The 26,744-nt window shown below is 73.0% G+C and carries 27 protein-coding genes; 20 read left to right on the top strand and 7 right to left on the bottom strand.

Annotated features, from left to right (window positions below):
• Positions 1–210 precede the first annotated feature (210 nt).
• Complete coding sequence (locus AB0G13_RS10735; protein WP_357871977.1) at positions 211–1,197, bottom strand: phosphotransferase; 987 nt, start codon at positions 1,195–1,197, stop codon at positions 211–213.
• A gap of 107 nt (positions 1,198–1,304) precedes the next feature.
• On the opposite strand from AB0G13_RS10735, the gene AB0G13_RS10730 reads away from it, so the two are divergent.
• From AB0G13_RS10730 to AB0G13_RS10695, 8 genes are all read left to right on the top strand, one after another.
• Complete coding sequence (locus tag AB0G13_RS10730) at positions 1,305–1,841, top strand: DUF4240 domain-containing protein (protein WP_357871974.1); 537 nt, start codon at positions 1,305–1,307, stop codon at positions 1,839–1,841.
• 170 nt (positions 1,842–2,011) lie between these two features.
• Entirely contained in the window at positions 2,012–3,889 is a 1,878-nt protein-coding gene (gene lepA / locus AB0G13_RS10725) for a translation elongation factor 4 (RefSeq protein ID WP_357871972.1), read from the top strand.
• A 327-nt stretch (positions 3,890–4,216) separates the two neighbouring features.
• Positions 4,217–4,504, top strand: coding sequence for a GlsB/YeaQ/YmgE family stress response membrane protein (locus AB0G13_RS10720; RefSeq protein ID WP_357871969.1), 288 nt, complete (start codon positions 4,217–4,219; stop codon positions 4,502–4,504).
• 278 nt (positions 4,505–4,782) lie between these two features.
• Positions 4,783–5,070 (top strand): GlsB/YeaQ/YmgE family stress response membrane protein, encoded by a 288-nt coding sequence (locus tag AB0G13_RS10715; RefSeq protein WP_357871969.1) that lies wholly within the window; start codon positions 4,783–4,785, stop codon positions 5,068–5,070.
• A gap of 230 nt (positions 5,071–5,300) precedes the next feature.
• Positions 5,301–6,590, top strand: coding sequence for a sugar ABC transporter substrate-binding protein (locus tag AB0G13_RS10710; protein ID WP_357871966.1), 1,290 nt, complete (start codon positions 5,301–5,303; stop codon positions 6,588–6,590).
• Positions 6,587–7,573, top strand: coding sequence for a sugar ABC transporter permease (locus tag AB0G13_RS10705; RefSeq protein WP_357871964.1), 987 nt, complete (start codon positions 6,587–6,589; stop codon positions 7,571–7,573). The genes AB0G13_RS10710 and AB0G13_RS10705 overlap by 4 nt, the downstream gene beginning before the upstream one ends.
• Positions 7,574–7,596: 23 nt before the next feature.
• Positions 7,597–8,427 carry a carbohydrate ABC transporter permease gene (locus AB0G13_RS10700; protein ID WP_357872051.1) on the top strand — a complete coding sequence of 277 codons (831 nt, stop codon included), beginning with the start codon at positions 7,597–7,599 and terminating at the stop codon, positions 8,425–8,427.
• A 101-nt stretch (positions 8,428–8,528) separates the two neighbouring features.
• The gene (locus AB0G13_RS10695; RefSeq protein ID WP_357871961.1) at positions 8,529–9,170 is read left to right on the top strand and encodes an MOSC domain-containing protein; all 642 of its coding nucleotides are present in this window, start codon (positions 8,529–8,531) and stop codon (positions 9,168–9,170) included.
• Positions 9,171–9,254: 84 nt separating this feature from the next.
• Here AB0G13_RS10695 and AB0G13_RS10690 read toward each other — a convergent pair whose 3' ends face one another.
• The 3 genes from AB0G13_RS10690 to AB0G13_RS10680 all read right to left on the bottom strand — a co-directional run bounded on the left by AB0G13_RS10690 (position 9,255) and on the right by AB0G13_RS10680 (position 12,150).
• Entirely contained in the window at positions 9,255–10,190 is a 936-nt protein-coding gene (locus AB0G13_RS10690; RefSeq protein ID WP_121400220.1) for a phytanoyl-CoA dioxygenase family protein, read from the bottom strand.
• 189 nt (positions 10,191–10,379) lie between these two features.
• Complete coding sequence (locus tag AB0G13_RS10685; RefSeq protein WP_357871958.1) at positions 10,380–11,240, bottom strand: hypothetical protein; 861 nt, start codon at positions 11,238–11,240, stop codon at positions 10,380–10,382.
• A gap of 97 nt (positions 11,241–11,337) precedes the next feature.
• Complete coding sequence (locus AB0G13_RS10680) at positions 11,338–12,150, bottom strand: enoyl-CoA hydratase-related protein (protein WP_357871955.1); 813 nt, start codon at positions 12,148–12,150, stop codon at positions 11,338–11,340.
• Positions 12,151–12,169: 19 nt separating this feature from the next.
• On the opposite strand from AB0G13_RS10680, the gene hemW reads away from it, so the two are divergent.
• On the top strand, positions 12,170–13,393 hold the full coding sequence (hemW, locus tag AB0G13_RS10675; RefSeq protein ID WP_357871952.1) for a radical SAM family heme chaperone HemW: 1,224 nt from the start codon (positions 12,170–12,172) through the stop codon (positions 13,391–13,393).
• Between the two features lie 40 nt (positions 13,394–13,433).
• Here hemW and AB0G13_RS10670 read toward each other — a convergent pair whose 3' ends face one another.
• Entirely contained in the window at positions 13,434–14,075 is a 642-nt protein-coding gene (locus AB0G13_RS10670) for a DUF4870 domain-containing protein (RefSeq protein ID WP_357871949.1), read from the bottom strand.
• A 241-nt stretch (positions 14,076–14,316) separates the two neighbouring features.
• Between AB0G13_RS10670 and hrcA the strand changes: the two genes are divergently transcribed.
• From hrcA to AB0G13_RS10655, 3 genes are all read left to right on the top strand, one after another.
• Positions 14,317–15,339 carry a heat-inducible transcriptional repressor HrcA gene (gene hrcA / locus AB0G13_RS10665; protein WP_101412363.1) on the top strand — a complete coding sequence of 341 codons (1,023 nt, stop codon included), beginning with the start codon at positions 14,317–14,319 and terminating at the stop codon, positions 15,337–15,339.
• Positions 15,340–15,412: 73 nt separating this feature from the next.
• A complete protein-coding gene (gene dnaJ / locus AB0G13_RS10660; protein ID WP_192581261.1) occupies positions 15,413–16,558 on the top strand; it encodes a molecular chaperone DnaJ in 1,146 nt (381 codons plus the stop codon).
• A 47-nt stretch (positions 16,559–16,605) separates the two neighbouring features.
• On the top strand, positions 16,606–17,340 hold the full coding sequence (locus tag AB0G13_RS10655; RefSeq protein ID WP_357871946.1) for a 16S rRNA (uracil(1498)-N(3))-methyltransferase: 735 nt from the start codon (positions 16,606–16,608) through the stop codon (positions 17,338–17,340).
• A 180-nt stretch (positions 17,341–17,520) separates the two neighbouring features.
• On the opposite strand, the gene AB0G13_RS10650 is transcribed toward AB0G13_RS10655, so the two are convergent.
• Positions 17,521–18,282, bottom strand: coding sequence for an SDR family oxidoreductase (locus tag AB0G13_RS10650; protein WP_357871944.1), 762 nt, complete (start codon positions 18,280–18,282; stop codon positions 17,521–17,523).
• A gap of 96 nt (positions 18,283–18,378) precedes the next feature.
• Here AB0G13_RS10650 and AB0G13_RS10645 point away from each other — a divergent pair, with 96 nt between their 5' ends.
• The 8 genes from AB0G13_RS10645 to AB0G13_RS10610 all read left to right on the top strand — a co-directional run bounded on the left by AB0G13_RS10645 (position 18,379) and on the right by AB0G13_RS10610 (position 25,869).
• The gene (locus AB0G13_RS10645) at positions 18,379–18,738 is read left to right on the top strand and encodes a histidine triad nucleotide-binding protein (RefSeq protein ID WP_357871942.1); all 360 of its coding nucleotides are present in this window, start codon (positions 18,379–18,381) and stop codon (positions 18,736–18,738) included.
• On the top strand, positions 18,735–20,111 hold the full coding sequence (locus AB0G13_RS10640; protein ID WP_357871939.1) for a serine hydrolase domain-containing protein: 1,377 nt from the start codon (positions 18,735–18,737) through the stop codon (positions 20,109–20,111). Before AB0G13_RS10645 ends, AB0G13_RS10640 begins: the two co-directional genes overlap by 4 nt.
• A 217-nt stretch (positions 20,112–20,328) precedes the next feature.
• Entirely contained in the window at positions 20,329–21,384 is a 1,056-nt protein-coding gene (locus AB0G13_RS10635) for a PhoH family protein (protein WP_357871936.1), read from the top strand.
• A gap of 15 nt (positions 21,385–21,399) precedes the next feature.
• Complete coding sequence (gene ybeY / locus AB0G13_RS10630) at positions 21,400–21,873, top strand: rRNA maturation RNase YbeY (RefSeq protein ID WP_132240405.1); 474 nt, start codon at positions 21,400–21,402, stop codon at positions 21,871–21,873.
• A complete protein-coding gene (locus AB0G13_RS10625) occupies positions 21,849–23,261 on the top strand; it encodes a hemolysin family protein (RefSeq protein WP_357872048.1) in 1,413 nt (470 codons plus the stop codon). The genes ybeY and AB0G13_RS10625 overlap by 25 nt, the downstream gene beginning before the upstream one ends.
• Positions 23,254–23,640 (top strand): cytidine deaminase, encoded by a 387-nt coding sequence (locus AB0G13_RS10620; protein ID WP_357871933.1) that lies wholly within the window; start codon positions 23,254–23,256, stop codon positions 23,638–23,640. Before AB0G13_RS10625 ends, AB0G13_RS10620 begins: the two co-directional genes overlap by 8 nt.
• The gene (era, locus tag AB0G13_RS10615) at positions 23,637–24,533 is read left to right on the top strand and encodes a GTPase Era (RefSeq protein ID WP_357871930.1); all 897 of its coding nucleotides are present in this window, start codon (positions 23,637–23,639) and stop codon (positions 24,531–24,533) included. The genes AB0G13_RS10620 and era overlap by 4 nt, the downstream gene beginning before the upstream one ends.
• A gap of 181 nt (positions 24,534–24,714) precedes the next feature.
• Positions 24,715–25,869: an acyltransferase gene (locus tag AB0G13_RS10610; RefSeq protein ID WP_357871928.1), complete on the top strand. Its 1,155-nt coding sequence runs from the start codon at positions 24,715–24,717 to the stop codon at positions 25,867–25,869.
• On the opposite strand, the gene AB0G13_RS10605 is transcribed toward AB0G13_RS10610, so the two are convergent.
• Complete coding sequence (locus AB0G13_RS10605) at positions 25,856–26,686, bottom strand: DUF4097 family beta strand repeat-containing protein (protein ID WP_357871925.1); 831 nt, start codon at positions 26,684–26,686, stop codon at positions 25,856–25,858. The genes AB0G13_RS10610 and AB0G13_RS10605 overlap by 14 nt on opposite strands.
• Between the last annotated feature and the right edge of the window lie 58 nt (positions 26,687–26,744).

Raw genomic sequence — 26,744 nt, 5'->3', positions numbered from 1 at the left:
GGTCTGCTTCCGCGCGCGACGAGCATGCGTCATCGCTGCGCGAAGAGCCAGGTTACCAGGTCGCCCGGGACGAGCCAAAACGGCTCGGTCCCCGCCCTGGTGGACGCCGCGCCCCACGGCCCGGCAACCGGCCCGGTGCGCCCCCACGCGACCGCCCCACGCGCGGCCGGGAGCAGGCCCGGCGGGCCCCGCCGGCTGACGGGCGTCCGGTCAGGTCCAGCCCTGCCGGCGGGCGAGCCAGCCGAGTGACTGCTCGCCGCTCCACCGCTGATGCGCCGGGAGGTGCGGCGACGCGGTCCCGGGCGTCGAGGCGGCGGTGGTGAGGAAGTAGCCGGAGAGGGCGGCGAGGGTGGCGTCCAGCGCGTCGGGGGGCGCGCCGGCCGCCGCCGGGTGGCGGGCGAAGAGGGCGTCGGCGTCCAGGCCGTCGGCGTACGCGGTGAGCAGCAGGGTCGCCAGGTCGAACCAGGCCGGCCCCCGGCAGAGCCACGTCCAGTCGCAGAACCAGGCCCGCCCCGCCCCGTCGACGAGCACGTTGTCCAGCCGCAGGTCGCCGTGGATCAGGCCGGTCGCGCCGGCGGCGTACGCCGGGAGGCGGGACTCCAGCGCGACCAGGTCGGGCAGGTGGTCCCGGGCCGGCGCGGGTAGCGACGGTGCCGGCTCCCGGCCGGCGGCCACCTCGCCCCACCAGAGGATGTCGTCGCGGGCCAGGTCGGCGAGGTGGGGCAGCCCGAGCCCGAGCAGTTCGGCCGGGGGGTCGGCCAGCGCGGCGACCACGTCGGCGTACCCGGACAGGGTCGCGGTCAGCTCGGCCGGGGCCCAGGGCAGCCGGGGCGTGTGCCCGTCGACGGCGTCCAGGCAGAGCGCGAACCAGCCGGCCTCGTACAGCGTCCACCGGGGGCGGGGCACCCGCAGCCCGGCGGGGAGCCGGTCGAGGATCGCGGCCTCCCGGGCGTACCAGTCGACCAGTCGCGGTTGCTCGGCGGTGGCCGCGGCCTTGACGAAGGCCCGGCCCCCGGCGGCGGTGCGGAGCACGGCGGCGAAGCCGCGGGTGAAGCCGGCGCCGGCGACGCGGGCCGCGACCACGGGCGCGCCGAGCCGGTCACCGATGGCGGCGCGCAGCGTCGCCGGCAGCGTCGCCCACTCCGGCCGGCGGGCGGTCGCGTGGTACGGCACGGGAGGCGGGGACGTCGGGGTCACGCCCACCATGCTGCCGGGCGGCCCGCCACGACGCCCGGTGCCCGCGACCCGCCGGGGTGCTCCGGGGCGGGGCGGGGCGGCGGCCCGGTCTGCCAGACTGCCAGGCCATGAGGACCGACGACTTCTGGCAGTTGATCGACCGGGCCCGGGCCGGCGGCGGGGGAGAGCCGCACGCGGTCGCCGCGCGGGCCGTCGCCCTGCTCGCCGAGCGCGACCCGGAGGACATCGTCGGGTACGCCCGCCACCAGACACGGGTGCTGTCCGCCTCGCACAAGGTCGACCTCTGGGGCGCCGCCTACCTGATCAACGGCGGCGTGTCCGACGAGGGCTTCCACCACTTCCGGGGCTGGTTGATGACCCAGGGCCGTGAGATCTTCGCGCGCGCCGTCGCCGACCCGGACTCGCTGGCCGGGCTGCCGCAGGTCAGGGCGGCCTCGCTGAGCGGGGAGGAGTTCTCGGCCGCGGAGATGCTGGCGGTGCCGTGGGACGCCTACCGCCGGGCCACCGCCGCCGAGCTGCCGGCGGACCGGGAGCCGGCGCCGGTGCCCGACCTCAACGACTTCTGGGACTTCGACGACGAGGAGGAGGCGAAGCGGCGGCTGCCGAAGCTCGCCGCCCTCTTCGTCGAGCCCCCCGCCGAGTGAGCCCGGCCGGGCCTCCGGCGGTCGGCGCGACGCGGGATAGGACGGCGCTCGCGGGGTGGTCCCGGCGGCGGGGATCGCCCGCGCAGCGGACGCGCGGCGGCGACGTGGGAGCATAGAGGGGGCCGGCGTCGTGCCGGCCCGCTCACGTCAGCCGACCAGAACGGACCGCTGTGCCACCGACGCTCGATTCCGGCGCGAACGCTCCTGGTGCCACCGACCCGGCGCGCATCCGGAACTTCTGCATCATCGCCCACATCGACCACGGGAAGTCGACCCTGGCCGACCGGATGTTGCAGCTCACCGGCGTGGTCGACCCCCGGCAGATGCGTGCGCAGTACCTCGACCGGATGGACATCGAGCGCGAGCGCGGCATCACGATCAAGAGCCAGGCCGTCCGGATGCCCTGGACCATCCGGGAGGGCGACCGGGCCGGCGAGACCGCCGTGCTCAACATGATCGACACCCCGGGCCACGTCGACTTCACCTACGAGGTGTCCCGGTCGCTGGCCGCCTGCGAGGGCGCGATCCTGCTGGTCGACGCCGCGCAGGGCATCGAGGCGCAGACCCTGGCGAACCTCTACCTGGCGCTCGAGAACGACCTGCACGTCATTCCGGTGCTCAACAAGATCGACCTGCCGGCCGCCCAGCCGGAGAAGTACGCCGAGGAGCTGGCGCACCTCATCGGCGGCGACCCGGCGGACTGCATCAGGGTCTCCGGCAAGACCGGCGAGGGCGTGCCGTACCTGCTCGACGAGATCGTCCGGCAGTTCAAGCCGCCGGTCGGCAACGCGGAGGCGCCCGCCCGCGCCATGATCTTCGACTCGGTCTACGACGTCTACCGGGGCGTGGTCACCTACGTCCGGGTCATCGACGGGCGGATCAGCGCCCGCGACCGGATCAAGATGATGTCCACCGCCGCCGTACACGAGTTGCTGGAGATCGGCGTCATCTCGCCGGAGATGGTGAAGGCCGACGCGCTCGGCGTCGGCGAGGTCGGTTACCTGATCACCGGCGTGAAGGACGTCCGCCAGTCCCGGGTCGGTGACACGATCACCATCAACTCCCGGCCGGCGACGGAGGCCCTGGGCGGCTACAAGGACCCGAAGCCGATGGTCTACTCGGGCCTCTACCCGATCGACGGCTCCGACTATCCCAACCTGCGCGAGGCGCTGGACAAGCTCAAGCTCAACGACGCCGCGCTCGACTACGAGCCGGAGACGTCGGGCGCGCTCGGCTTCGGCTTCCGGTGCGGCTTCCTCGGCCTGCTGCACCTGGAGATCATCCGGGAGCGGCTGGAGCGGGAGTACAACCTCGACCTCATCTCCACCGCCCCGAACGTGGTCTACCGGGCCATCACCGAGGACGGCCAGGAGATCGTCGTGACGAACCCGAGCGAGTACCCCACGGGCAAGATCGCCGAGGTCTACGAGCCGGTCGTGCGCGCCACGGTGCTCACCCCGAACGACTACGTCGGCGCGGTGATGGAGCTCTGTCAGGGCCGCCGGGGCAGCCTGCTCGGCATGGACTACCTCTCCGCCGACCGGGTGGAACTGCGCTACACGCTGCCCCTCGCGGAGATCATCTTCGACTTCTTCGACCAGTTGAAGAGCCGCACCAAGGGCTACGCCTCGCTGGACTACGAGCCCTCCGGCGAGCAGGCGTCCGACCTGGTGAAGGTCGACATCCTGCTGCACGGTGAGCCGGTGGACGCGTTCAGCGCCATCGTGCACAAGGACAAGGCGTACAACTACGGCGTCACGATCGCGGCGAAGCTGCGCAACCTGATCCCGCGCCAGCAGTTCGAGGTGCCGATCCAGGCGGCGATCGGCAGCCGGGTCATCGCCCGGGAGACCATCCGGGCGATCCGCAAGGACGTGCTCGCCAAGTGCTACGGCGGTGACATCAGCCGTAAGCGCAAGCTGCTGGAGAAGCAGAAGGAGGGCAAGAAGCGGATGAAGATGGTGGGCCGGGTGGAGGTTCCCCAGGAGGCCTTCATCGCCGCGCTCTCCTCCGACTCCGGAGACGCCAAGGCCCCCGGCAAGAAGTAACGCGCCGCCGGTCCGTCCGGCGGATGACGACGGCCGGCGCCCCGGCCGGGCTGCGGACCCCTCGGTGGTCCCGCCCGACCGGGGCGCCGGCCGTTCGCGTCGAAGGTTTTTTTCGGCCCCGCCGCCCCCGGGTTCCGCCCGCCGGACGGAAGGGCGCCACCTGCGCGGACGGCCGCGCGAGCGCAATCGCCGCGCGATGCGCCATTGATGTACGACGTCGCCCTCGTCGGTCGAAGCGGTTTGGGTTTTCGGCGGGTCGGGAACTTAGCGGTCACGACAGGAACACCACAGACCGTGGTACTGAATCTTTTAGAGAAGGAGGGCGACGTGGAGCTCACCGTTTGGGGCATCGTCACTGCGCTCATCGTTGGTCTCATTGTCGGCGCTCTGGGTCGCCTGCTCGTGCCGGGGCGCCAGAACATGCCGATGTGGCTGCACATGCTGATCGGTGTCGGCGCCGCGCTGCTGGGCACCGTGCTGGCTCGGGCGATGGGTATCGCCACCGAGACCGCGGGCATCGACTGGGGCGAGCTGCTGGTCCAGATCGTGCTGGCGGCGATCGCTGTGGCGCTGGTCGCCGGTGTGGGTCGTCGCCGCAGCGTCACCCACCGGTAATCCCCGTACCGCTCGACGGGCGTCCGACCGCACAGGTCGGGCGCCCGTTTCGCGTCCGCCCGGGATCTCGCGGACGAGGCCCCGGGCGTCGGTCCGCGCGGCCCCGCCGCGCCGGGCACCGGTGCGGGAGGCGTTCCGGGTGGGCCGGAAGTCCGGTCTGGGCGCGGGTCGGAACGGTGCCCCGGAAAGTCGGTTTGGATTTTTGACGGGTCGGGAACTTAGCGGTCACGACAGGAACACCACAGACCGTGGAACTGATTCTTCTTGAGGAGGGCGACATGGAGCTCACCGTTTGGGGCATCGTCACTGCGCTCATCGTTGGTCTCATTGTCGGCGCTCTGGGTCGCCTGCTCGTGCCGGGGCGCCAGAACATGCCGATGTGGCTGCACATGCTGATCGGTGTCGGCGCCGCGCTGCTGGGCACCGTGCTGGCTCGGGCGATGGGTATCGCCACCGAGACCGCGGGCATCGACTGGGGCGAGCTGCTGGTCCAGATCGTGCTGGCGGCGATCGCTGTGGCGCTGGTCGCCGGTGTGGGTCGTCGCCGCAGCGTCACCCACCGGTAATCCCCGTACCGCTCGACGGGCGTCCGACCGCACAGGTCGGGCGCCCGTTTCGCGTCCGCCCCGATCGTCTCGGTGCGCCCGGTTTCGTCCCGGCACCGGACCCGCGCAACGGTCCGTTCGCTGCGGTACCGTCGCCTCTCTTCCGCGGACCGCCCACTGTCGTAAAGGAATTTTTCCTACTAAGGTGCGGCGGAGAAGGTTAGTGCCAAGCGGCGCGAGGGAGATGTGGCGTGAACAGGTGGAAGCGGCTGGCCCCGGTCACCGCCGTCGTGGCCTCGGCCGCGATGGTCCTGGCCGGTTGCGGTGGCTCCGATGACGACAAGGCCGCCGACAACAGCAAGCTCACGGTCTGGATGATGGGCGAGGGCAGCGAGGCGCAGACCAAGTTCCTCGACGGCGTCGAGACCGAGTTCCGGCAGAAGCACCCGGACACGGACGTGGTGGTCCAGTACATCCCCTGGCTCGAGGCGCCGAAGAAGTTCCAGGCCGCCCTCGCCGGCGGCGAGGGACCGGACATCACCGAACTGGGCAACACCGAGACCCAGGGCTGGGCGGCGCAGGAGGCGCTGGCCGACGTGACCGACCGGATGAACGGCTGGTCCGAGGGCAAGGACATCCTCCCCGACCTGGTCAAGAACGCCCAGCTCGACGGCAAGCAGTACGGCGTGCCGTGGTACGCCGGCGTCCGTGGGATCTACTACCGCACCGACTGGTTCGCCGAGGCGGGCGTGAAGCCGCCGACGAACTGGGAGGAGCTGGTCTCCGCCGCCAAGGCCGTGCAGGCCAAGAAGCCGAACACCTACGGCATCGCGCTGCCCGGCAACTCCGAGCTGCCCTTCTACTCGTTCCTCTGGGGCGCGGGCGCGGAGATCGCGACGAAGCAGGGCGACTCCTGGAAGTCCGGCTACAACACGCCCGAGGCGCAGAAGGCCGTCAAGTTCTGGACCGACCTCGTGACCGTGCACAAGGTGGCCCCGCCGGCCGCCGCGGGCTGGAACGAGATCGACGCCCGGACCCAGTTCGCCACCGGCAAGGCGGCGATGGCCTTCGGCGGCAGCTGGCAGCAGGGCGCCATCAAGAAGGACAACCCGGAGATCGAGAAGGTCTGGGGCACGTTCCCGATCCCCGGCCCCGACGGCAAGGCGGCGCCCGGCTTCGCCGGCGGTTCCGACGTCGCGATCTGGAAGGACAGCGAGCGGCAGGACCTCGCCTGGGACTACCTGACCGTGCTGCTGAACAAGAAGAACGACCAGGCCTTCGCCGACAGCCTCGGCTTCTTCCCGGTCTACAAGGACCTGGTCGGTGGCGACAAGTACGCCAGCGACAAGGTCATGGCGGCGTTCGCCACCACGATGCAGAACACCAAGCTCACGCCGCTCACCCCCAAGTGGGTGGAGGTCAGCCGGACCAAGACGGTGACCCAGGCGATGAACAGCTCGGTCATGAAGGGTCAGAAGACGGTCGAGAAGGCTACCGCCGACGCGGCCGCGGAGATGGAAAGCATCCTCAACGCCAAGTGACCACGCTGACCGAGGCGCCGGAGACGGCCGCCGCGCGGGAGACCCCCGCGCGGCGGCGTCGCCGGGTGGACCGCCTGCCCTACCTGCTGCTCCTGCCCTGTCTGGTGATCATCTGCGTCCTGCTGCTCTGGCCGCTCGGCCAGGTGGTGGTGATGTCCTTCCACCAGCTCAACAACGTCCGACAGTTGCGCGGCGACCGCGAGTGGCCGTGGGTGGGCCTCGGCAACTACGCCGAGATCCTCAGCGATCCGTTCTTCCTGACGGTGCTGCGCAACACCGTCCTCTTCGCCGTGGCGAACGTCGCGCTCACGATGGTCCTGGGCACCCTGGTCGGGCTGCTGCTCAACCGGCTCGGCAAGCGGATGGCCGCCTTCGTGGCCAGCTGCGTGATGCTCGCCTGGGCCACCCCGGCGCTGACCGGCACGATCGTCTGGAAATGGATCTTCGACGACACCAGTGGCCTGGTCACCTGGCTGTTCAACGCGCTGCCCGACGGGCTGTCGCAGAGCCTCTTCGGGCGCAGCGACTGGACCGGCTACGGCTGGTTCAACTCGCCCCTGCTGTTCTTCTCGATCCTGACCCTGGTGGTCGTCTGGCACTCGTTCCCGTTCATCGCGGTCAGCGTGCTGGCCGGCCTGAAGAGCGTGCCGAGCGAGCTGCACGAGGCGGCCCGGGTCGACGGGGCCGGGCCGTGGAAGGTGTTCTGGAAGATCACCTTCCCGCTGCTGCGGCCGGTCTTCGGGATCCTGATCGTGCTCTCCACGATCTGGGACTTCAAGGTCTTCACCCAGCAGTTCGTGCTGGCGGGCGGCACGCAGGACCGGCCGACCTTCATGCTCTCCATCTACTCGTACGCGGAGGCGTTCTCGCCCCCGCCCAAGTACGGTCTCGGCGCCGCGATCGCGGTGATCCTCACCCTGATCCTGCTGGTGGTGACCGGCCTCTACGTCCGCATGGTGCTCAAGCAGGAGGAGGACGCGTGACGCGACGTGGCGGCGGCGCAGGCGTGAAGCGCCTCGCCCTCAACGGCGCGGGGCTGCTGGTGGCGCTCTTCGCCGCGTTCCCGGTCTACTGGATGATCGCGACCTCGCTGAAGCCGAGCTCGGAGATCTTCTCGTCCACCCCCCGGCCGGTGCCCACCGAGCCGACCCTGGAGCACTACCGGCAGATCCTCACCGGGAACCTGATCCCGGGCGTCACCTTCGCCGATTTCTTCCTCAACAGCGCGCTGGTCGCGGTCTCCACCGTGGTGCTCAGCGGGCTCGTCGCGCTGCTGGCCGCCACCGCGGTGGCCCGGTTCCGGTTCAAGCTGCGGACCACCTTCCTGATCATGCTGCTGGTGGTGCAGATGATCCCGCTGGAGGCGCTGGTCATCCCGCTGTTCCTGATGATCCAGCGGCTCGGGCTCTACAACACCCTGCCCAGCCTCATCCTCACCTACCTCGGCTTCTCGCTGCCGTTCGCGGTCTGGATGCTGCGCGGCTTCGTCGCCGCCGTGCCCAAGGAACTGGAGGAGGCCGCCGCCATCGACGGGGCCAGCCGAGCGCAGACCTTCCGGAAGGTCCTCTTCCCGCTGGTGGCGCCCGGACTCGTGGCCACCAGCATCTTCTCGTTCATCACCGCCTGGAACGAGCTGATCTTCGCGCTGACCTTCATCAACGACCAGGACAGCTACACCCTCCCGGTCGCGATGACGTTCTTCTTCGGCCGCGACGACACGGCCTGGGGTCCGGTGATGGCCGCCTCCACGCTGTTCACCCTGCCGGTGATCGTCTTCTTCCTGCTGGTGCAGCGGCGGATGGTCTCCGGGCTGGTGGCCGGGGCCGTCAAGGGCTGACCCCCGCGCCAGGAACGTGCGGCCCCCGTCGACGCCCCGGCGTCGACGGGGGCCATTCCGCGGGTGCGTCGGGGGCGTCCGCGCGGGCTAGGCTGACCGCCATGACGGGCAGGCTGGCTTCGGTGAACATCGGCGTCGTGACCGAGGCGGAATGGGCGGGCGACGCGAGCGGCCGCAGCGGCATCGACAAGCGGCCGGTCGACGGCCCGGTGCTGCTGCGCGCGGACGGGGTGGCCGGCGACTTCATCGGCGAACGCGCCCACCACGGCGGTCCGGAGCAGGCGGTCTACGCGTACGCCGAGGAGGACGCGTCCTGGTGGGCGGGGGAGATCGGCCGGGGCATCCGCCCCGGCGGCTTCGGGGAGAACCTGACCACGTACGCGGTGGACGTGACGGGCGCCGTGATCGGCGAGCAGTGGGCGGTCGGGTCGGCCCTGCTCCAGGTGACCAAGCCGCGCACCCCGTGCACCACCTTCGCCGGCTTCTGGGGCGTGCCCGACCTGATCAGACGGTTCACGGTGCGGGCGACGCCGGGGGCGTACCTGCGGGTGCTGCGCGAGGGCGAGGTCGGCGCGGGTGACCCGGTCGAGGTGGTGGAGCGGCCCGCGCACGGGGTGACGATCGGCGAGGTGTTCCGGGCCCTGAGCCTGGAGCCGGAGCTGCTGCCCCGGCTGCTCGACGCGCCGGACCTGCCGGAGGGGGTCCGGGAGAAGGCGCGCCGCCGGCTCGCCGGCCCGAGCTGACCGACGCTTTCACGGGAACGGGCCCCGTCCCGTGGGGGGAGGGGGCCCGTCCGGCGTCGGCCCGGCGCGCGCCGGGTGACCGGCTCAGCGCAGCCAGGGCACGCTGCGGTCGAGCAGACCGCGCTGCTTGAGCTCCTTGCGCAGCGGGATCTCGTCGTCGATGTAGCCGTCCCAGTTGATGCCCCAGTAGTTGGCGGTGTGGGTGCCCTCACCGCAGAGCTGGCGCTGCACCGGCGTGCGGTTGGCCCACCACTCGCCGTCCTTGTCGATGTGCAGCTCGTCCAGCGGCCGGATCCACCGGTAGGTGTAGCCGACGAAGAGCATCTTGCGGGTGATGGTCGACAGGTTCGTCGACCGCGAGTGCCACTGGCGGCGGTCGAAGATGAAGGCGTCCCCGGGGTTGGCGGTGATCTCCACCGTGCCCTCCGGGTCCGGGTTGTGCACGGAGGTGTCCTCCGGGCGGGGCAGCGAGTTCCACAGGTGGCTGCCCGGGATCACCTTGGTGGCGCCCCGGCCCTTCTCCGACAGGTCGGACAGGACGTAGGCCACCTTGAGCGAGAACATCGGCCGGGGCAGGTTCGGGTCCATCGTCTCCGGGTCGGAGTTCTGCCGGTACCCGTCCTGGTGCCACCCCCAGTAGGGCTTCTCCGGCTCCGCCGCCGGCGGGGTGACGTCCAGGTGGTTGTGGTGGGTGTAGATGTTCCAGCCGGCCAGGCCCCACATGTACGGGAAGGCGATCGGGTGGGTCAGCAGGTCGCCGAAGAGCTCGTCGCGCTCCAGGAAGCCCAGCAGGTGCAGGGTGCCGTCCTTGGTGGTGGTGCCCTTCGCCTTCTCCTCGGCGTAGACGCGGTCCACCGCCGCCTCCAGCGCCGCCCGGTGGTCCTCCGTCAGGACGTTGCGCAGCAGGAGGAAGCCCTGCTCGTGGAACTCCTTGCGGTCGGTGTCACTGATCGGTTCGTAACCGGTCCGGTCGCCGTAGTCGAACACTTCGACGTACCCCTCCCCATGAGGCGAAACCATTGCTGGCACAGGCCGCCGATCGTAACCCGCTGGTTTCGGGGCGGGGTACTGCCCAGCACGATATGCGACCGTTGTCCGGACTCTGGGGAGCGACATGGTGGCGATGCGTCACGGGCCTGCCGTGCGACGTGGCGTATCTCCGGGAATGCCGGTTTACGCGATGACTGCCGGTAGGGAGATCGGGGGTCACTACGCCTCGGCGAAGACCTCCGCGACGACCCGCCCGGCGGTCGGGGCCTCGTCGGTCCGGTTCCAGGTGCCGTCGCGGGCCGTCCACTCCAGGTCGCCGAAGCGCACCCGCTTCACGCCGTGGTCCTGGGCGTGGGAGACCAGCCAGTGCGCGTACCGCCAGCCCCGGCGCTCGTCGGCGGCCGGGACCGTCAGGCCCGTCAGGTCCGCCGCGGTGCTCGCGCCGGCCAGGCCCCAGTCCAGCAGGAGGCCGCGGGTCAGCGCGCTCGCCGCGGCCTCGCCGCGCATCGCCGGGTCGCGGCCCACCGTGCAGGCGACCGCGCCGGTGGCGTGCCCGACCAGGGCCCGGGTCAGCACCTCGGACTCGTCCGCCCACTTCTGGTACGCCTCCGGGAAGGCCGAGCGCTGCACCTTCTGCGCCGCGTCGGTGACCCGCATCCGCTCCCAGCCGCGCACCTTCTTCAGCCCGGAGTAGAACTTCCCGGCCGCGTAGCGGGGGTCGCGGATCTGCTCCGGGGTGCCCCAACCCTGGCTCGGGCGCTGCTGGAACAGCCCGATCGAGTCGCGGTCGCCGCCGGCGAGGTTGCGCAGGCCGGATTCCTGGTAGGCGGTGGCCAGCGCGACGACGACGGCCCGCTCGGGCATCTTCCGCTGGATGCCGATGGCCGCGATCGTCGCCGCGTTGGCCATCTGGTCGGGGTCCAGGGCGACCCGACCGTCCGCCTGTACCGTGCACGTCCGGCTGGCCAGGGGCAGGCGCAACTGCCCGCCCATCTGCCGGATGACGATCCAGATCCCGACCGCGGCGAGGACGACGAGGACGACACCGCCCGCCACGACTGCCCGAGTACGCACCCACACCCCCTGATCGACAGTCCGACAAGCGTACGTCCCCCGTGGTGCCTTCCGGGTCGTCCGACCGGTTCTCCACGACCGTCGGGCGTGGCACCGGCCGGCGCTACCGGTTGGCGCCCGCCGCGGCGTCGCCGTCGGCGGCGGGCACCCAGCGCGCCGGCCGCTTCTCCCGGAACGCCAGGACGCCCTCGCGCCCCTCCTCCGACAGGAAGTACCCGGTCGAGAGGGCGGACAGCCCGGCGATCTCCGTCCGCAGGTCCGCGGCGGGCGGCCGGCGCAGCAACTGCTTCGCCCCGGCCAGCGCGCCCGGTGCCCCCCGCACCAGAGAGTCGCAGTACCCCGCAACCGCCGCGTCCAGTCCGTCCGCCGGCACGGCGGCGGTGACGAGGCCGATCTCGGCCGCCCGCCGGCCGTCGAAGGTGTCGCCGGTCAGGTAGAGCTCGGCCGCCGCGCGGGGGTGCAGCCGGGGCAGCACGGTCGCGGAGATCACCGCCGGCACCACGCCGATCCGCACCTCGGTGAAGGCGAACGTCGCCTCCCGCGCGCAGACCGCCAGGTCGGCCGCCGCGATGAGGCCGAGGCCGCCGGCCCGCGCCGGGCCGGCCACCCTCGCCACCACGGGCTTCGGGCACTCCCAGACCGCCGCGAGCACGTCGCCGAGCAGCCCGGCCGGCACGGTCCCGCTGGCGTACGCGGCGGCGGTCTCCTTGAGGTCCGCCCCGGAACAGAAGACGGGGCCCGTGTGGTCGAGCACGATCACGCGTACGGCGTCGTCGGCGACCGCCTCGGCGAGGCCGGCCAGCAGCTGGGTCATCAGCGGCGTGGAGAGCGCGTTGCGGTTGTGCGGGCTGTCCAGGGTGAGGGTGGTCACCCCACGGGCCGTGGCGGCCCGCACGAGCACGTCGGGAGAGGTCATGCCGGGCACACTAGTGGCCATGCCCGGCGTCCTTCCAGAAGGCGAAACCGTCCCGGTCGACGGCTCGCTGCCCGCCACCGCCACCCGTGCCGTCGGCGCGCGCGGCTTCGGCGTGTACGTGCACGTCCCGTTCTGCGCCAGCCGCTGCGGCTACTGCGACTTCAACACGTACACCGCCGCCGAGCTGGGCGGCGGGGCGAGCCGGGAGGACTACGCCGACACCGTGCTGGCCGAGCTGGCGCTCGCCCGCCGGGTGCTGGGCGACGCCCCGCCGCCCCGCGTCGACACGGTCTTCGTCGGCGGCGGCACCCCGACCCTGCTCCCCGCCGACGACCTGGCCCGGATCCTCGACGGCATCGACCGCACCTGGGGGCTCGCGGCCGACGCCGAGGTGACCACCGAGGCCAACCCGGAGTCGGTCACGCCGGAGTCGCTGAGGGTGCTGCGGGCCGCCGGCTACACCCGGATCTCGCTGGGCATGCAGTCCGCCGCGCCGGGGGTGCTGGCGATCCTCGACCGCACGCACAGCGCCGGCCGGGCCGTCGCCGCCGCCCGCGAGGCGCGCGACGCCGGGTTCGACCACGTCAACCTGGACCTGATCTACGGCACCCCGGGGGAGACCGAGGCGGACTTCGCCGCCTCGCTCGACCAGGTCGTCGCCGCCGGGGTGGACCACGTCAGCGCGTACGCCCTGATCGTGGAGGACGGCACCCGGCTGGCCGCCCGGATGCGGCGCGGCGAGCTGCCGTACCCCTCCGACGACGTCGCCGCGGACCGCTACCTCGCCGCGGAGGCCGCCCTGGGCGCGGCCGGTCTGTCCTGGTACGAGGTGTCGAACTGGGCCCGCGACGAGGCGGCCCGGTGCCGGCACAACCTGCTCTACTGGACCGGCGCCGACTGGTGGGGGCTCGGCCCGGGGGCGCACAGCCACGTCGGCGGCGTGCGCTGGTGGAACGTCAAGCACCCCACGACGTACGCGAAGCGGCTGGCCGCGGGCGACTCGCCCGGCCTGGCCCGCGAGGTGCTCACGGCCGACGAGGCGCACATGGAGGACGTCATGCTCCGGCTGCGCCTCGCCTCCGGGCTGCCCCTGGACGCCCTCGACGACGCCGGCCGGGCCGGCGCCGCGCGGGCCCTCGCCGACGGGCTGCTGGCCGCCGACGAGCACGCGGCCGGCCGGGCCGTGCTGACCCTGCGGGGCCGGCTGCTCGCCGACGCGGTCGTCCGTGACCTGCTGCCCTGAACCGCGTGCCGGGGCCGGCCGGGGGAGCGGCCGACCCGGGTCACCTGGTGAAGCCGTAGGTCATCGGGTAGCGGTAGAGCACGCCCTCGTTGGCCTTGACCCCACCGACGATGCCGAAGATCAGCGGCACCAGCCAGACGAGCATCGGGACGAAGAACAGCACCCCGCAGGTGATCAGCGTGACCACCCAGCTCAGCACCCCGACGATCGTCCAGGTGAGCTGGAAGTTCAGCGCCGCGACGGCGTGCGCGCGGGCGGTCGGCGACTGCTGCCCCCGCGCCATCAGCGCGATGAGCGGCGCCAGCCAGCCGAGCAGGCCGCCGCCGACGATCACGCCGAGCGCGCCGCCGAAGTGGGCGATCAGGGCCCAGTTCTTGTCGTCGTTGCTGGCGTAGCCGCCCGTCGGCGGGCCGTAGCCGCCGCCAGCGGGATAGCCGGCCCCCGGCGGGTAGCCGCCGGGCGGGGGGTAGCCGCCGGGCGGGGGATAGCCGCCCGACGGCGGTTGGTCGCCGGTGGGCGGCGGATAGTCACCGGGTGGAGGATGGCTGCCCGGGCCCGGCGCCCCGGACAGTGGTGCGGTGGGGTCGCCGGAGCCGGCGTGGCCGGGAAACCCCGACGGAGCGGTCGGGTCCGGCGGGAAGCCGGGGTCCCCCGCTCCGGGAGGGCGAGGTGGTTCAGTCATGGAGGTCACGGTAGGGGCAGCCGGCAAGGCCGCACCAGCGTGACACCGGCGTGGACGCCCGGACGACCGGTCCCCGGGGCCGTCGGGCGGACCCGCACGGTCGCCGATCGGACTGATCGCCCCAGGTCGATCATCGCGTCGGCGGCCCCGCCGACGTAGACTGGCACTCGCTACAGTCGAGTGCCAGCAGCCCGCCCGGTCCCCCGCGTGCGGGGCCGACGTGCGACAGGAGGTGGGGAGGATGGGTCTCGACGACCGCAAGCTCGCCGTGCTGCGCGCGATCGTCGAGGACTACGTCGCCACGCAGGAGCCCGTCGGCAGCAAGGCGCTGGTCGAGCGGCACCAGCTGGGGGTCTCACCGGCGACCGTCCGCAACGACATGGCCGTGCTGGAGGAGGAGGGCTACATCCGCCAGCCGCACACCAGCGCCGGCCGGGTGCCCACCGACCGGGGCTACCGGCTCTTCGTGGACCGGCTGTCCCGGGTGAAGCCGCTCAGCCCGGCCGAGCGCCGGGCGATCGAGCGTTTCCTGGTCGGCGCCGTCGACCTCGATGACGTGGTGCACCGCACCGTCCGCCTGCTGGCGCAACTCACCCGGCAGGTCGCCGTCGTGCAGTACCCGAGCCTGGCCCGCTCCTCGGTGCGCCATCTGGAGCTGGTGCCGATCTCCACCACCCGGCTGATGCTGGTCATGATCGCCGACACCGGCCGGGTCGAGCAGCGGCTCGTCGAGCTGCCCGCGCCGATCCCCGCCGACGACGTCACGGACCTGCGCCGGCTGGTCAACGAGAAGCTGGTCGGCACCCGGCTGTCGGAGACCCCGCCGCTGGTGCAGGCGCTGGTCGAGGAGTCGGTGCCGCACCTGCGGCCGGCCATGACCACCCTCTCCACCGTGCTGCTGGAGACGCTGATCGAGCGGCACGAGGAGCGGATCGCGCTGGCCGGCACGGCCAACCTCACCCGTGGGGGCCTGCTCGACTTCCAGGGCTCCCTGCGCCCCATCCTGGAGGCGCTGGAAGAGGAGGTCGTCATGCTCAAGCTCATCGGCGAGGCGGAGCCGAGCACGACCCGGGTTCTGATCGGCGACGAGAACGAGATCGACAACCTGCGCGCCGCCTCGGTGGTCAGCACCGGCTACGGGCCGGGCACGACCAGCGTCGGTGGCCTCGGTGTGCTCGGGCCGACCCGGATGGACTACCCCGGCACCATCGCCACGGTGCGGGCCGTGGCACGCTACGTGGGCGAGCTGCTGGCCCAGAACTGACCAGTCAGGGCCGACGGCCGGCTCCGGCCGCCGACCGGCGCAACGCGAGACGAACATGAGGACACGGAACGCAGTGGCCAGGGACTACTACGGCATTCTCGGGGTGAGCCGGGAAGCCTCCGACGACGAGATCAAGCGCGCCTACCGCAAGCTGGCGCGGCAGTTCCACCCGGACGTGAATCCGGATCCGGAGGCCCAGGAGAAGTTCAAGGACATCAACGCCGCGTACGAGGTCCTCTCGGACGACCGGAAACGGCAGATCGTCGACCTGGGCGGCGACCCGCTCGCCCCCGGCGGCGGGGGTGCGGGTGGCCCGGGCGGCCCCGGCGGCGCCGGGCCGTTCGTCGGCTTCCAGGACATCATGGACGCGTTCTTCGGCGGCGCGGCCGGCGGTTCGCGGGGTCCGCGACCGCGGACCCGGCCCGGCGCGGACGCGATCCTGCGGCTGGAGCTGGACCTGCACGAGACCGCGTTCGGCGTCGAGGCGCCGATCACCGTCGACACCGCCGTGCTCTGCACCACCTGCTCGGGCGCCGGCACGGCGGCCGGCACCCATCTGGCCACCTGTGAGGCGTGCGCCGGCCGGGGCGAGGTGCAGTCCGTGCAGCGCACCTTCCTCGGTCAGGTGGTCTCCGCCCGGCCGTGCACGGTCTGCCAGGGCTATGGCACCACCATCCCGCACCCGTGCCCGACCTGCGCCGGCGACGGCCGCGTCCGCACCCGGCGTTCGCTGACCGTCAAGATCCCGGCCGGTGTCGAGGACGGCATGCGCATCCGCCTCGCCCAGCAGGGCGAGGTCGGCCCGGGCGGCGGCACGGCCGGCGACCTCTACGTGGAGATCCACGAGCGGCCGCACGACGTCTACTCCCGCAAGGGCGACGACCTGCACTGCCGGGTCACGGTGCCGATGACCGCGGCGGCCCTCGGCACCCGGCTGACCATCAAGACGCTGGACAGCGAGGAGACGGTCGACGTCAAGGCCGGCACCCAGCCGGGCAGCACCCTGCGGCTGCGCGCCCGAGGCGTGCCGCACCTGCGCGGCACCGGCCGGGGCGACCTCTACGTCCACCTCGACGTGCGCACCCCCACCAAGCTCGACGCCGACCAGGAGAAGATGCTGCGCGACTTCGCCAAGACCCGGGGCGAGGAGGTCGCCGAGCTCACCAAGCAGGGCGGCTTCTTTTCCCGGATGCGCGACGCCTTCAACGGCCACGCCTGACCGGCCTGACCGCCCCGGCGCCCGCCGGGGCGGCTAGCCTGATCGTCGTGTCCGCGCCGCTGTTCCTGGTCGACCCGCTGCCCACCGCCGACCGGCTGACCCTCGACGGTCCCGAGGGGCACCACGCCGCCACCGTGCAACGGCTGCGCGTCGGCGAGGAGCTGCTGCTCGCCGACGGCCGGGGCGGCACCGCTGCCGCGGTGGTCGCCGCCGTCGGCCGGGGCACCCTCGACCTGGAGATCACCTCCCGGGGGTACGTCGACGCGTCCGTCCCGCGCCTGGTGGTGGTGCAGGGCATCGCCAAGGGCGACCGGGGCGAGCTGGCCGTGCAGGCGATGACCGAGGTCGGCGTGGACGAGATCGTGCCCTGGGCGGCCGCCCGCTCGGTGACCCAGTGGCGCGGCGACCGGGGCGTACGGGCGCGCGAGAAGTGGGCGGCGACGGCCCGGGAGGCGGCCAAGCAGGCCCGCCGCGCCTGGCTGCCCGTGGTGGCCGGCGCCCCCGACGAGTCCACCGCGACGGTGGCCCGCCGGATCGCCGGTGCCGCTGCCGCGTTCGTGCTGCACGAGGAGGCGCGGGAGCGGCTGACCACCGTCGAGCTGCCGGCGGCCGGTGAGATCGTGCTGGTGGTGGGCCCGGAGGGCGGCATCGCCGACGCCGAGCTGGACGCGTTCCGGGCCGCCGGTGCCCGCCCGGTCCGCCTGGGCCCCTCGGTGCTGCGCACCTCCACCGCCGGCGTGGCCGCCCTCTCGGTCCTCGCCACCCGCCTGGCCCACTGGTGACCACCCACCTGACACCCGCCGCCGCCCCCGCCCCCGCCCCCGCCCCATCCCGTCCGCCCACGATCGATCTTGCAGTTGTGGTGGGTGGAATATGCGTTTTCGCGGTATTTGTGGGGCGCCACAACTGCATGATCGCCGAGACCGGCGGGGGCGTGGCGGGGCGGGAGTGAGGGTGGGTGGTCAGCTGCGGAGGTAGGAGGCGCCGTTGAGGTCGACGATGGTGCCGGAGGCCCACTCCGCCTGCGGGGAGGCGAGCCAGTGCACGGCGGCGGCGATCTCCTCGGGGCGGGCCACCCGGTTGAACGGGCTCTGCGCCCGGATCGCGGCGCCTCGGTCCCCGCTCAGGTGTCCGGTGGTCATGTCGGTCTCCACGAAGCCCGGGGCGACCGTGGCGATCGTGATGCCGTACGGGGCGAGGGCCACCGCCAGCGACTGCCCCAACGCGTTCAGCCCCGCCTTGCTCGCCCCGTACGCCGGCTGCTCCGGCTCGCCCCGGAAGGCTCCCCGGGAGGAGACGTTGACGATCCGGCCGCCCCGGTCGCGCATGTGCTGGGCGGCGCACCAGATGACGTTGCCCGCGCCGGTCAGGTTGGTCTCCAGCACCAGCCGCCACTGCGCGCGCCACTGCTCGTAGGAGGCGCCGAAGACCGGGTGCGGGGCGTCCCGCTCGCCGTACACCCCGGCGTTGTTGACCAGCACGTCCAGCCCGCCGAGCAGGCCGGCTGCCTCGTCGACCATTGCCCGTACGGCGTCCGGGTCGGTCAGGTCGGCGCGGACCACCACGTGCCCCTCGCCGGGCAGTTCGGCGCGCAGCCGCTCGGCCAGCTCCGCAGAGTCCCGGTGGTGGATCGCCACCCGGTCGCCGCCGGCCGCGAACGCGGTCGCCACCGCCTGCCCGATGCCGCGCGAGGCCCCCGTCACCAGTACCGCCCGTGAAGTCACGCCGGCCATCATGCCCGGCCGTCCCGCCCCTTCGTGGGAAAGGGTCCCCTCCCGCACGGCCGGCGTCGACGAGGTGCCCTTCCTTACACTGCCCCGATGGGAACCGACTGCCTGTTCTGCCGGATCGTCGCCGGGGAGATCCCGGCCACGATCGTCCGGGAAACCGCCACCACGCTCGCCTTCCGCGACATCGGCCCGAAGGCGCCGGTGCACGTGCTGGTCATCCCGAAGGAGCACTACGCCGATGTGGCGACGCTCGCCCAGGGCGACCCGGCGCTGGCCGGGGAGGTGCTCGCCACGGCCGCCGCGGTGGCCGAGGACGAGGGGCTGCTCGGCGACGGCTTCCGGCTGATGTTCAACACCGGCGCGTACGGCGGCCAGGAGGTCTTCCACGTGCACGCGCACGTGCTCGGCGGGGCGCCGCTGGGCCCGATGCTGGCCCGGAACCTCGCGTGACGGCGGTCGACGACCGCCTGTCCCGGCTGGTGCGCACGGTCCAGGCGCAGGCCCGGGTGCCGGCGGTGTCGGCGGCCCTGCACCGGGCGGACCGGTCGCTCTGGACGTGCGCCGTGGGTGGGACCGGCAACGACACCGAGCTGGGGCCGGGCACCCGGTTCCGGATCGGGTCGGTCACGAAGACGTTCACCGCCGTGCTGACGCTCCAGTGCCGCGACGACGGCCTGCTCGACCTCGACGACCCGCTGGGCCGGCACCTGGACCTGCCGGCCCACGGCGAGCTGACGGTGCGCCGGCTGCTGTCGCACACCGCCGGCCTGCAACGCGAGCCGTACGGCGACGTCTGGGACACCCTGCGCGCGCCGGACGTCGACGAACTGGTCGCCGACCTGGCCCGGGCCGAGCGGGTGCTGCCCCCGGGCCGCCGCTACCACTACTCGAACCTCGGCATGGCGCTGCTCGGCCGGCTCGTCGGCCACCTGCGGGGCGGCACCTGGGCGGAGGTGCTCGCCGAGCGGGTGCTGACCCCGCTGGGGCTGGCCGGGACCTCGACGGCGCCCGGGCCGCACGCCGCGACGGGCTTCCTGGTCGACGCCTACTCCGACGAGGCGCACCCCGAGCCGCCGACCGACTTCGGGGCGGTCGGCCCGGCGGCGCAGCTGTGGAGCACCGCCTCCGACATGGCCCGCTGGGCGGCCTTCCTCGCCGATCCGGCGGCGCTGGACCCGGCCGGCGCCGTGCTCGCCCCGGCCACGCTGGACGAGATGCGCTGGCCGGCGACGGTCACCGACGAGACGCTCTGGGCCGGCGGCTTCGGGCTGGGGCTGATCCTGGTGCCGCAGGGCAAGCGGATCATGCACGTCGGCCACGACGGCGCGATGCCCGGATTCCTGGCCGGCGTCTACGGCCGGCGGGGCGGGGAGGGCACTCCCGGCGCGATGGGGGTCGCGGTGCTGGGCTCCTCCGGCACCGCCGGCGATCTCCTCGACCTGCCGCACCGGCTGCTGGCCGCCGCGGTCGAGCACGACCCGGCCGACATCGCGCCGTGGCAGCCGGGCCCGCCCGCCCCCGAGGGCGTACGCGGGCTGCTCGGCCGCTGGTGGGGAGAGGGTTTCGAGTACGTCTTCTCCTGGCACGATGGCGAGCTGCGGGCCCGGGGCGCTGACGACCCGGCGGGCAAGCCGCCGTCGGTCTTCGTCCCGCTGCCGGACCGGCCGGACGTGTTCCGCACGGTCTCCGGCCGGGAGGCGGGGGAGTTGCTCCGGCTGACCCGGGACGAGCACGGCACGGTGGTCCTGATGCACTGGGCGACCTACCGGTTCACCCGGCACCAGGAGACCTTCGAGCGGTACGACTTCCGCGCCGGCTCCTGACGGGCGCGCGACCGGACGGGGCGCGGCCGAGGAACCGCCCCGTCCGGTCCGCCCCTGCCGCGGACGGGGTGACCGGTCCGCTCGTGCCCCACGCGCGGAAATGGGCAGGGTGTCACCGCTGTTGGAAAGATAAGATGGCAGGAACGTCAGCGCGCCGCGCCAGCAGGCCCGGCGCCGAGATCGAGAGCAGGTGGCGCAGGGCCCCTCGGCCCGACCTATGACCGGCACCCCACCTCCCGGCCCGCCCCGGGTGCAGACCAGGATCACCGTCCCGGATTCCAAGATCATGGTCAACCTGCTCGGCGCGGGTGACGAGATCCTGCGACTGGTCGAGCGCTCGGTCGACAGCGACGTTCACGTCCGGGGCAACGAGATCACCATCACCGGCGCCCCCGCCGACAACGCCCTCGCCGAGCGGATCTTCAGCGAGCTGCTCGAGCTCATCGAGAAAGGCGAGACCCTGACCACTGACGCCGTCCGGCGTACCGTCGGCATGCTCGAGCAGGGCGGCGCCGAGCGGCCCGCCGAGGTCCTGACGCTCAACATCCTCTCCCGGCGCGGCCGCACCATCCGTCCCAAGACGCTGGGGCAGAAGCGCTACGTCGACGCGATCGACGCGCACACCATCGTCTTCGGCATCGGCCCCGCCGGCACCGGCAAGACCTACCTGGCGATGGCGAAGGCCGTCCAGGCGTTGCAGGCCAAGCAGGTCAACCGGATCATCCTGACCCGGCCGGCGGTCGAGGCGGGGGAGCGGCTCGGCTTCCTGCCCGGCACGCTCAACGAGAAGATCGACCCCTACCTGCGCCCGCTCTACGACGCGCTGCACGACATGCTCGACCCGGACACCATCCCCAAGCTGATGGCGGCGGGCACGATCGAGGTCGCGCCGCTGGCGTACATGCGGGGGCGTACCCTCAACGACGCGTTCATCATCCTCGACGAGGCACAGAACACCACGCCCGAGCAGATGAAGATGTTCCTCACCCGGCTCGGCTTCGGTTCCAAGATCGTCGTCACCGGTGACGTCACCCAGGTGGACCTTCCCGGTGGCACGACCAGCGGCCTGCGGGTGGTCCGGGAGATCCTGGAGAACGTCGAGGACGTGCACTTCGCCCAGCTCTCCAGCTCCGACGTGGTCCGCCACCGGCTGGTCGGGGAGATCGTCGACGCGTACGCCCGCTGGGACGAGCGGGAGAACCAGCAGGCGCAGAGCGTGCACGCCGTGCCGGGGCGGTCCGCCCAGGGCGGCCGGGCCGGCCGGCGCCGCTAGACCGAGGGAAGACTGTTGTCCATCGAGATCGCCAACGAGTCGGGTGTCGACGTCGACACCGACGCCGTGCTCGCCGTCGCCCGGCACGCCCTCGACGAGATGGGGGTCAACCCCCTCGCCGAGCTCTCCGTGCTGCTGGTCGACATCGACTACATGACCGAGCTCAACCACCGGTGGATGGGCGGCGACGGTCCGACCGACGTGCTGGCCTTCCCCATGGACGAGGGCAGCGTCGACCACGGGCCCGGCGAGACGTCCGCCGCCGGCGGCGAGCCCGCGCTGCTCGGCGACATCGTGCTCTGCCCGGAGGTGGCGGCCAAGCAGGCGGCCACCGCCGGCCACGCCGCCGCCGACGAGCTGCACCTGCTCACCGTGCACGGCGTGCTGCACCTGCTCGGCTACGACCACGCCGAGCCGGAGGAGGAGCGGGAGATGTTCGCCCTCCAGGCCCGGCTGCTGGCGAGCTGGCGGTCGACCCGGTCCCGGTGATGACCACCCCGACACTGGCGGCCGGCGCCACCGGCCTGCCCGACCTGCAACTGCTGGTCTCCGCGGCCGGCCTGGTGGTGCTGGCCGGCCTGATCGCCATGACCGAGGCGGCGCTCGCCGCGGTCTCGCCCGCCCGCGCCGCCGAGCTGGCCCGCGATGGCGTGCGGGGCGCCCGGACGCTCCAGGCCGTCGCCGGGGACGTGGTCCGCCACCTCAACCTGCTCCTGCTGTTGCGGCTGCTCGCCGAGCTGACCGCCACCACCCTGGTGGCGCTGGTCGCGGTGGACACCTTCGGCGCGGGCTGGCGTGCGGCGCTGGTCACCGCCGGGGCGATGACCGTGATCAGCTTCGTGGTGGTCGGGGTCGGACCCCGCACCATCGGCCGGCAGCACGCGTACGTGGTCGGGCGGTCCGTCGCCCCGCTGGTCCGCTGGCTGGGCCGGGCGCTCAACCCGCTCGCCTCGCTGCTGATCCTGATCGGCAACGCGGTCACGCCGGGCCGGGGCTTCCGGGAGGGGCCGTTCGCCACCCAGGTGGAGCTGCGCGAGCTGGTCGACCTGGCCGAGCAGCGCGGTGTCGTGGAGCACGGCGAGCGGCAGATGATCCACTCGGTCTTCGCGCTCGGCGACACGATCGCCCGCGAGGTGATGGTGCCGCGTACCGAGATGGTGTGGATAGAGGAACGCAAGACGCTCTCCCAGGCGCTGGCGCTCTTCCTGCGCTCCGGCTTCTCCCGGATCCCGGTCATCGGCGAGAGCGTCGACGACGTGCTCGGCGTGCTCTACCTCAAGGACCTGATCCGGCGGACCCAGGGCGGCGCCCCGGAGGACCGGCAGCTCCCGGTCGCCGAGCTGATGCGCCCCGCCACCTTCGTGCCGGAGTCCAAGCCGGTCGACGACCTGCTCTCGGAGATGCAGGCCGCCCGCAACCACCTGGTCATCGTCGTCGACGAGTACGGCGGCACCGGCGGGCTGGTCACCATCGAGGACATCCTGGAGGAGATCGTCGGAGAGATCACCGACGAGTACGATGTCGAGCGCCCGCCGGTCGAGCACCTCGACGACGGGGCGGTGCGGGTGACCGCGCGGCTCCCGGTGGAGGACCTGGGCGAGCTGTTCGACACCGACCTCCCCACCGACGAGGTGGAGACCGTCGGCGGCCTGCTGGCCCAGTCCCTGGGCCGGGTCCCGATCCCCGGGGCGCAGGTCGAGGTCGCCGGGCTCCAGCTGATCGCCGAGGGCACCACCGGCCGACGCAACCGGATCGACACCGTGCTGGTGAACCGGGCGGAGTCGACCGACACACAGAACGGCCCGGGCCGCGGCGAGCACGCCGAGCCCCGGGACGACACGAACCGATCCGAGGAGAGGCAACCCGCCGATGCCTGAGTCACCCGCCGTACCGGCCGCCCGGCCCACCCCGTCCGACCCGGTCGAGCTGAGCGCCGAGGACGGCAAGCTGGTCGTCCTGGCGCGGGGCGCGCGTGGCCGGGTGGGCGCCGTGGAGGGCGCGGCGGTCCGCGACCAGGACGGCCGGACGTACGCCGCGGCGAGCGTCTCGTTGCCCTCGTTGACGATCACCGCGCTCCAGCTCGCGGTGGCCTCGGCGGTGGCGGCCGGCGCGACCCGGCTGGAGGCCGCCGTGGTGGTGACCGAGGCGTCGACGCTGGACGGCGCCGGGCACGCCGCGGTACGGGACCTCGCCGCGGACGCGCCGATCCACGTGGCCGCCCCGGACGGGGCCGTCCTGGGCACGGTGGTGGAGTGAGCGATCTCCAGCCGCGCCCCTACCGGGCCGGATTCGCCTGTTTCGTCGGCCGGCCGAACGCCGGCAAGTCGACGCTGACCAACGCGATCGTCGGGCAGAAGATCGCCATCACCTCGAACAAGCCCCAGACGACCAGGCACATCATCCGGGCCGTCCTGCACCGCCCGGAGTCCCAGCTGGTGCTGGTCGACACCCCGGGCCTGCACCGCCCCCGTACGCTGCTCGGCGAGCGCCTCAACGACCTGGTCCGGCAGACCTGGAGCGAGGTCGACGTGATCGGCCTCTGCATCCCGGCGGACGAGCCGATCGGGCGGGGCGACCGGTTCATCACCGGCGAGCTGGCCGAGCTGAAGGCCACCGTGCTGGCGGTGGTCACGAAGACCGACCTGGTGGACCGCAAGCGGCTGGCCGAGCAACTGCTCGCGGTCAGCGAGCTGGGCGAGTTCGCCGAGGTGGTGCCGGTCAGCGCGGTCTCCGGGCACCAGGTGGACACCCTGGTCGACGTGATGACCGGCTACCTGCCCGAGTCGCCGCAGCTCTACCCGGACGACATGCTCACCGACGACCCCGAGCAGGTGCTGGTCGCCGAGCTGATCCGGGAGGCCGCCCTGGAGGGCGTCCGCGACGAGCTGCCGCACTCCATCGCGGTGGTCGTCGAGGAGATGGTTCCCGAGGGCCAGCTCATGAAGATCTACGCCGACGTCTACGTCGAGCGGCCCAGCCAGAAGGCGATCGTGATCGGCCACCGGGCCAGCCGCCTCAAGCACGTCGGCACCACCGCCCGCCGCCAGATCGAGGAGCTGCTCGGCACCCGGGTCTACCTCGACCTGCACGTCCGGGTGGCCAAGGACTGGCAGCGGGATCCGAAGCAGCTGCGCAAGCTGGGCTTCTGACGCCGGGGCCGGGGCGCAGGCGCGTCCCGGCGCCGGTGTGGCCCCCCTTTGGGCGTGATCGTTCCCGGTCGGGCGTATGGAGGATGTCACGTTCCGGGTGGGGTGTTTGTCGTTTGCCGCGCACGGCCCGGAGGGTAGGGGGTAGGACAGCCCCCGTATCCCCGGACATAGATGCAGGCTGATGCGAAACCGATACCTGGACCTGCTCCGCTTCCTGGCCATCGTTCGAGTCGTCGTTTACCACGTCACCGGTTGGGCCACGCTGACCCTCGTCTTCCCGGCCATGTCGGTGATGTTCGCGCTCGCCGGGTCGCTGATGGCGGCCTCACTGCACCGGTGGGGGCCCGGGGCGGTCGTCCGCCGGTTGCGGCGCCTGCTGCCGTCGCTCTGGGTGCTCGCCGCCGTCTTCGTGCCCGCCATGCTGCTCACCGGGTTGCCGCTGAGCCCGAAGGTGCTGCTCTGGCTCTTTCCGATCGCCGACCCGCCGGCCAACGGCTGGGGCGCGATCGCGCTCAGCGTGATCTGGTACCTGCGCGACTACCTCTGGTTCGTGCTCGCCTCGCCGGTGGCCCTCTGGCTGTTCCGGCGCGCCCCGGTGCCCACCCTGGTCGCCCCGTACGCCCTGCTCGCGGCGGCCGAACTGGGCCTGCTCCCGGCGCTGCCGGTGGCGCTGCACCAGTTCGGGCTCTACTTCGGAGCGTGGCTGCTCGGCTTCGCCCACCAGGCCGGCATGCTGCGCCGCCTGGCCAACCGGGTGCTGGTGCCGCTCGCGCTGGCCCTCGCCGCCGCCGGGGCCGCCTGGATCGTCACCCACCCCGGGCCGCGCGGGTACGACCTGAACGACAACCCCCTGGGCAACGCCCTCTGGTCGGCGGCCTTCGTTCTCGTGCTGCTCGGCCGGGGGCCGGCGAGCGCGTCCTGGGTGGACCGCAGCGCCGCGTTCGGCCGGGTGGTGACCGTGTTCAACCGGCGGGCGCTCACCGTCTACCTGTGGCACATGCCGTTCGTGGTGGCGCTCACCCCGCTGGTCGACGTGGTGGGCTGGTCGCATCAGGACCCGCTCGGCCTGGCGATCCGGGTGGCGCTGGTCTTCGCGCTGGTCGCGGCGGTGACCGCCCTGGTCGGCTGGGTGGAGGACGTGGCGGCCCGCAGACCGCCGGAGCTGGTTCCCGGCCGCGCCCGCCCCCGCCCGGCCACCGCCCGCCCGGCCGCCGGCCCGGCCACCGTCCACGCCGCCGCCGGCCGGAGGGTCGACGGCCCGGCGACGGGGCGGGCGGTGGTGCCGGCGCCCCGGGGCGCCCGGGAACCGGAGACCGTCGAGATCAGCGCTGGGTGACCGTCACGTTGCCGCTGCCGGTGGAGAGGTCCAGCACCAGTGCGGCGGACGGGTCGTCGGTGACGCCCAGTTCGGCGTCGCCGCTGTCGGTGCTGGAGCGGACCCGGTAGCGGCCCGGAGGTACGACCAGCTCGACGTTCCCGCTGGAGGCGTGCACCCGCGCCGAGGCGGGCGTCGTGAGGTCGACGGTGACGTCACCGGAGCCGGCCTCGGCGTCCACCCCACCGTCGAGGCGGTGCGCGGTGATGTCGCCGGCGGAGGTGCGCAGCGTGACCGCGGCCGCGACCTCGGCGACCTCGACGTTGCCGGAGCCGGCCTCCGCGCGGACGGGGCCACCGGCGCCGGACACCTGGATGTTGCCCGAGCCGGTCTCCGCCCGGACGGGGCCGCTGGCGGCGGTCACCCGGATGTTGCCGGAGCCGAGCCGCATCTCCACCGGGCCCACCCTGCTCAGGTCGACGTCACCGGAGCCGGTCTCGCCCTTCACGCTCACCCCGTCCGGGGCGGTGACCTCGTAGGAGACGCTGCACCGGGAGCCGCAGTCGGTGTCCAGCACCAGCTCGGTGCCCTTGATCTCGTACGTCGTGTCGGGCTGACCGCCCTGGTAGCGCACCACCCGCTTGATCCGCACCTCGTCCTGCGCGCCGATGGCACGGACGGTCACGTCGCCGGCCCCCGGGAGCACCCGGATGCTGCTGATCCGGACCGCCTCGGTGTTGTCGTAGTCGAGCCGGCGGAAGGACAGGTTGTCGCACCCGGCGGAGACGATCAGGGTGGTGGCCGCAGCGAGCGCGGCGGTGGTGCGGTGCAGAGCCATGCGAGCACGCTACGAGGCGCGGCCCGCCCCACGCATCGGGGTTCCGCGCGCGGACACC

This window comes from Micromonospora sp. NPDC023633 (assembly GCF_040640035.1).
In the GTDB taxonomy this organism is placed as follows: domain Bacteria; phylum Actinomycetota; class Actinomycetes; order Mycobacteriales; family Micromonosporaceae; genus Micromonospora.
This window is presented reverse-complemented; position numbering and strand designations above follow the sequence as displayed.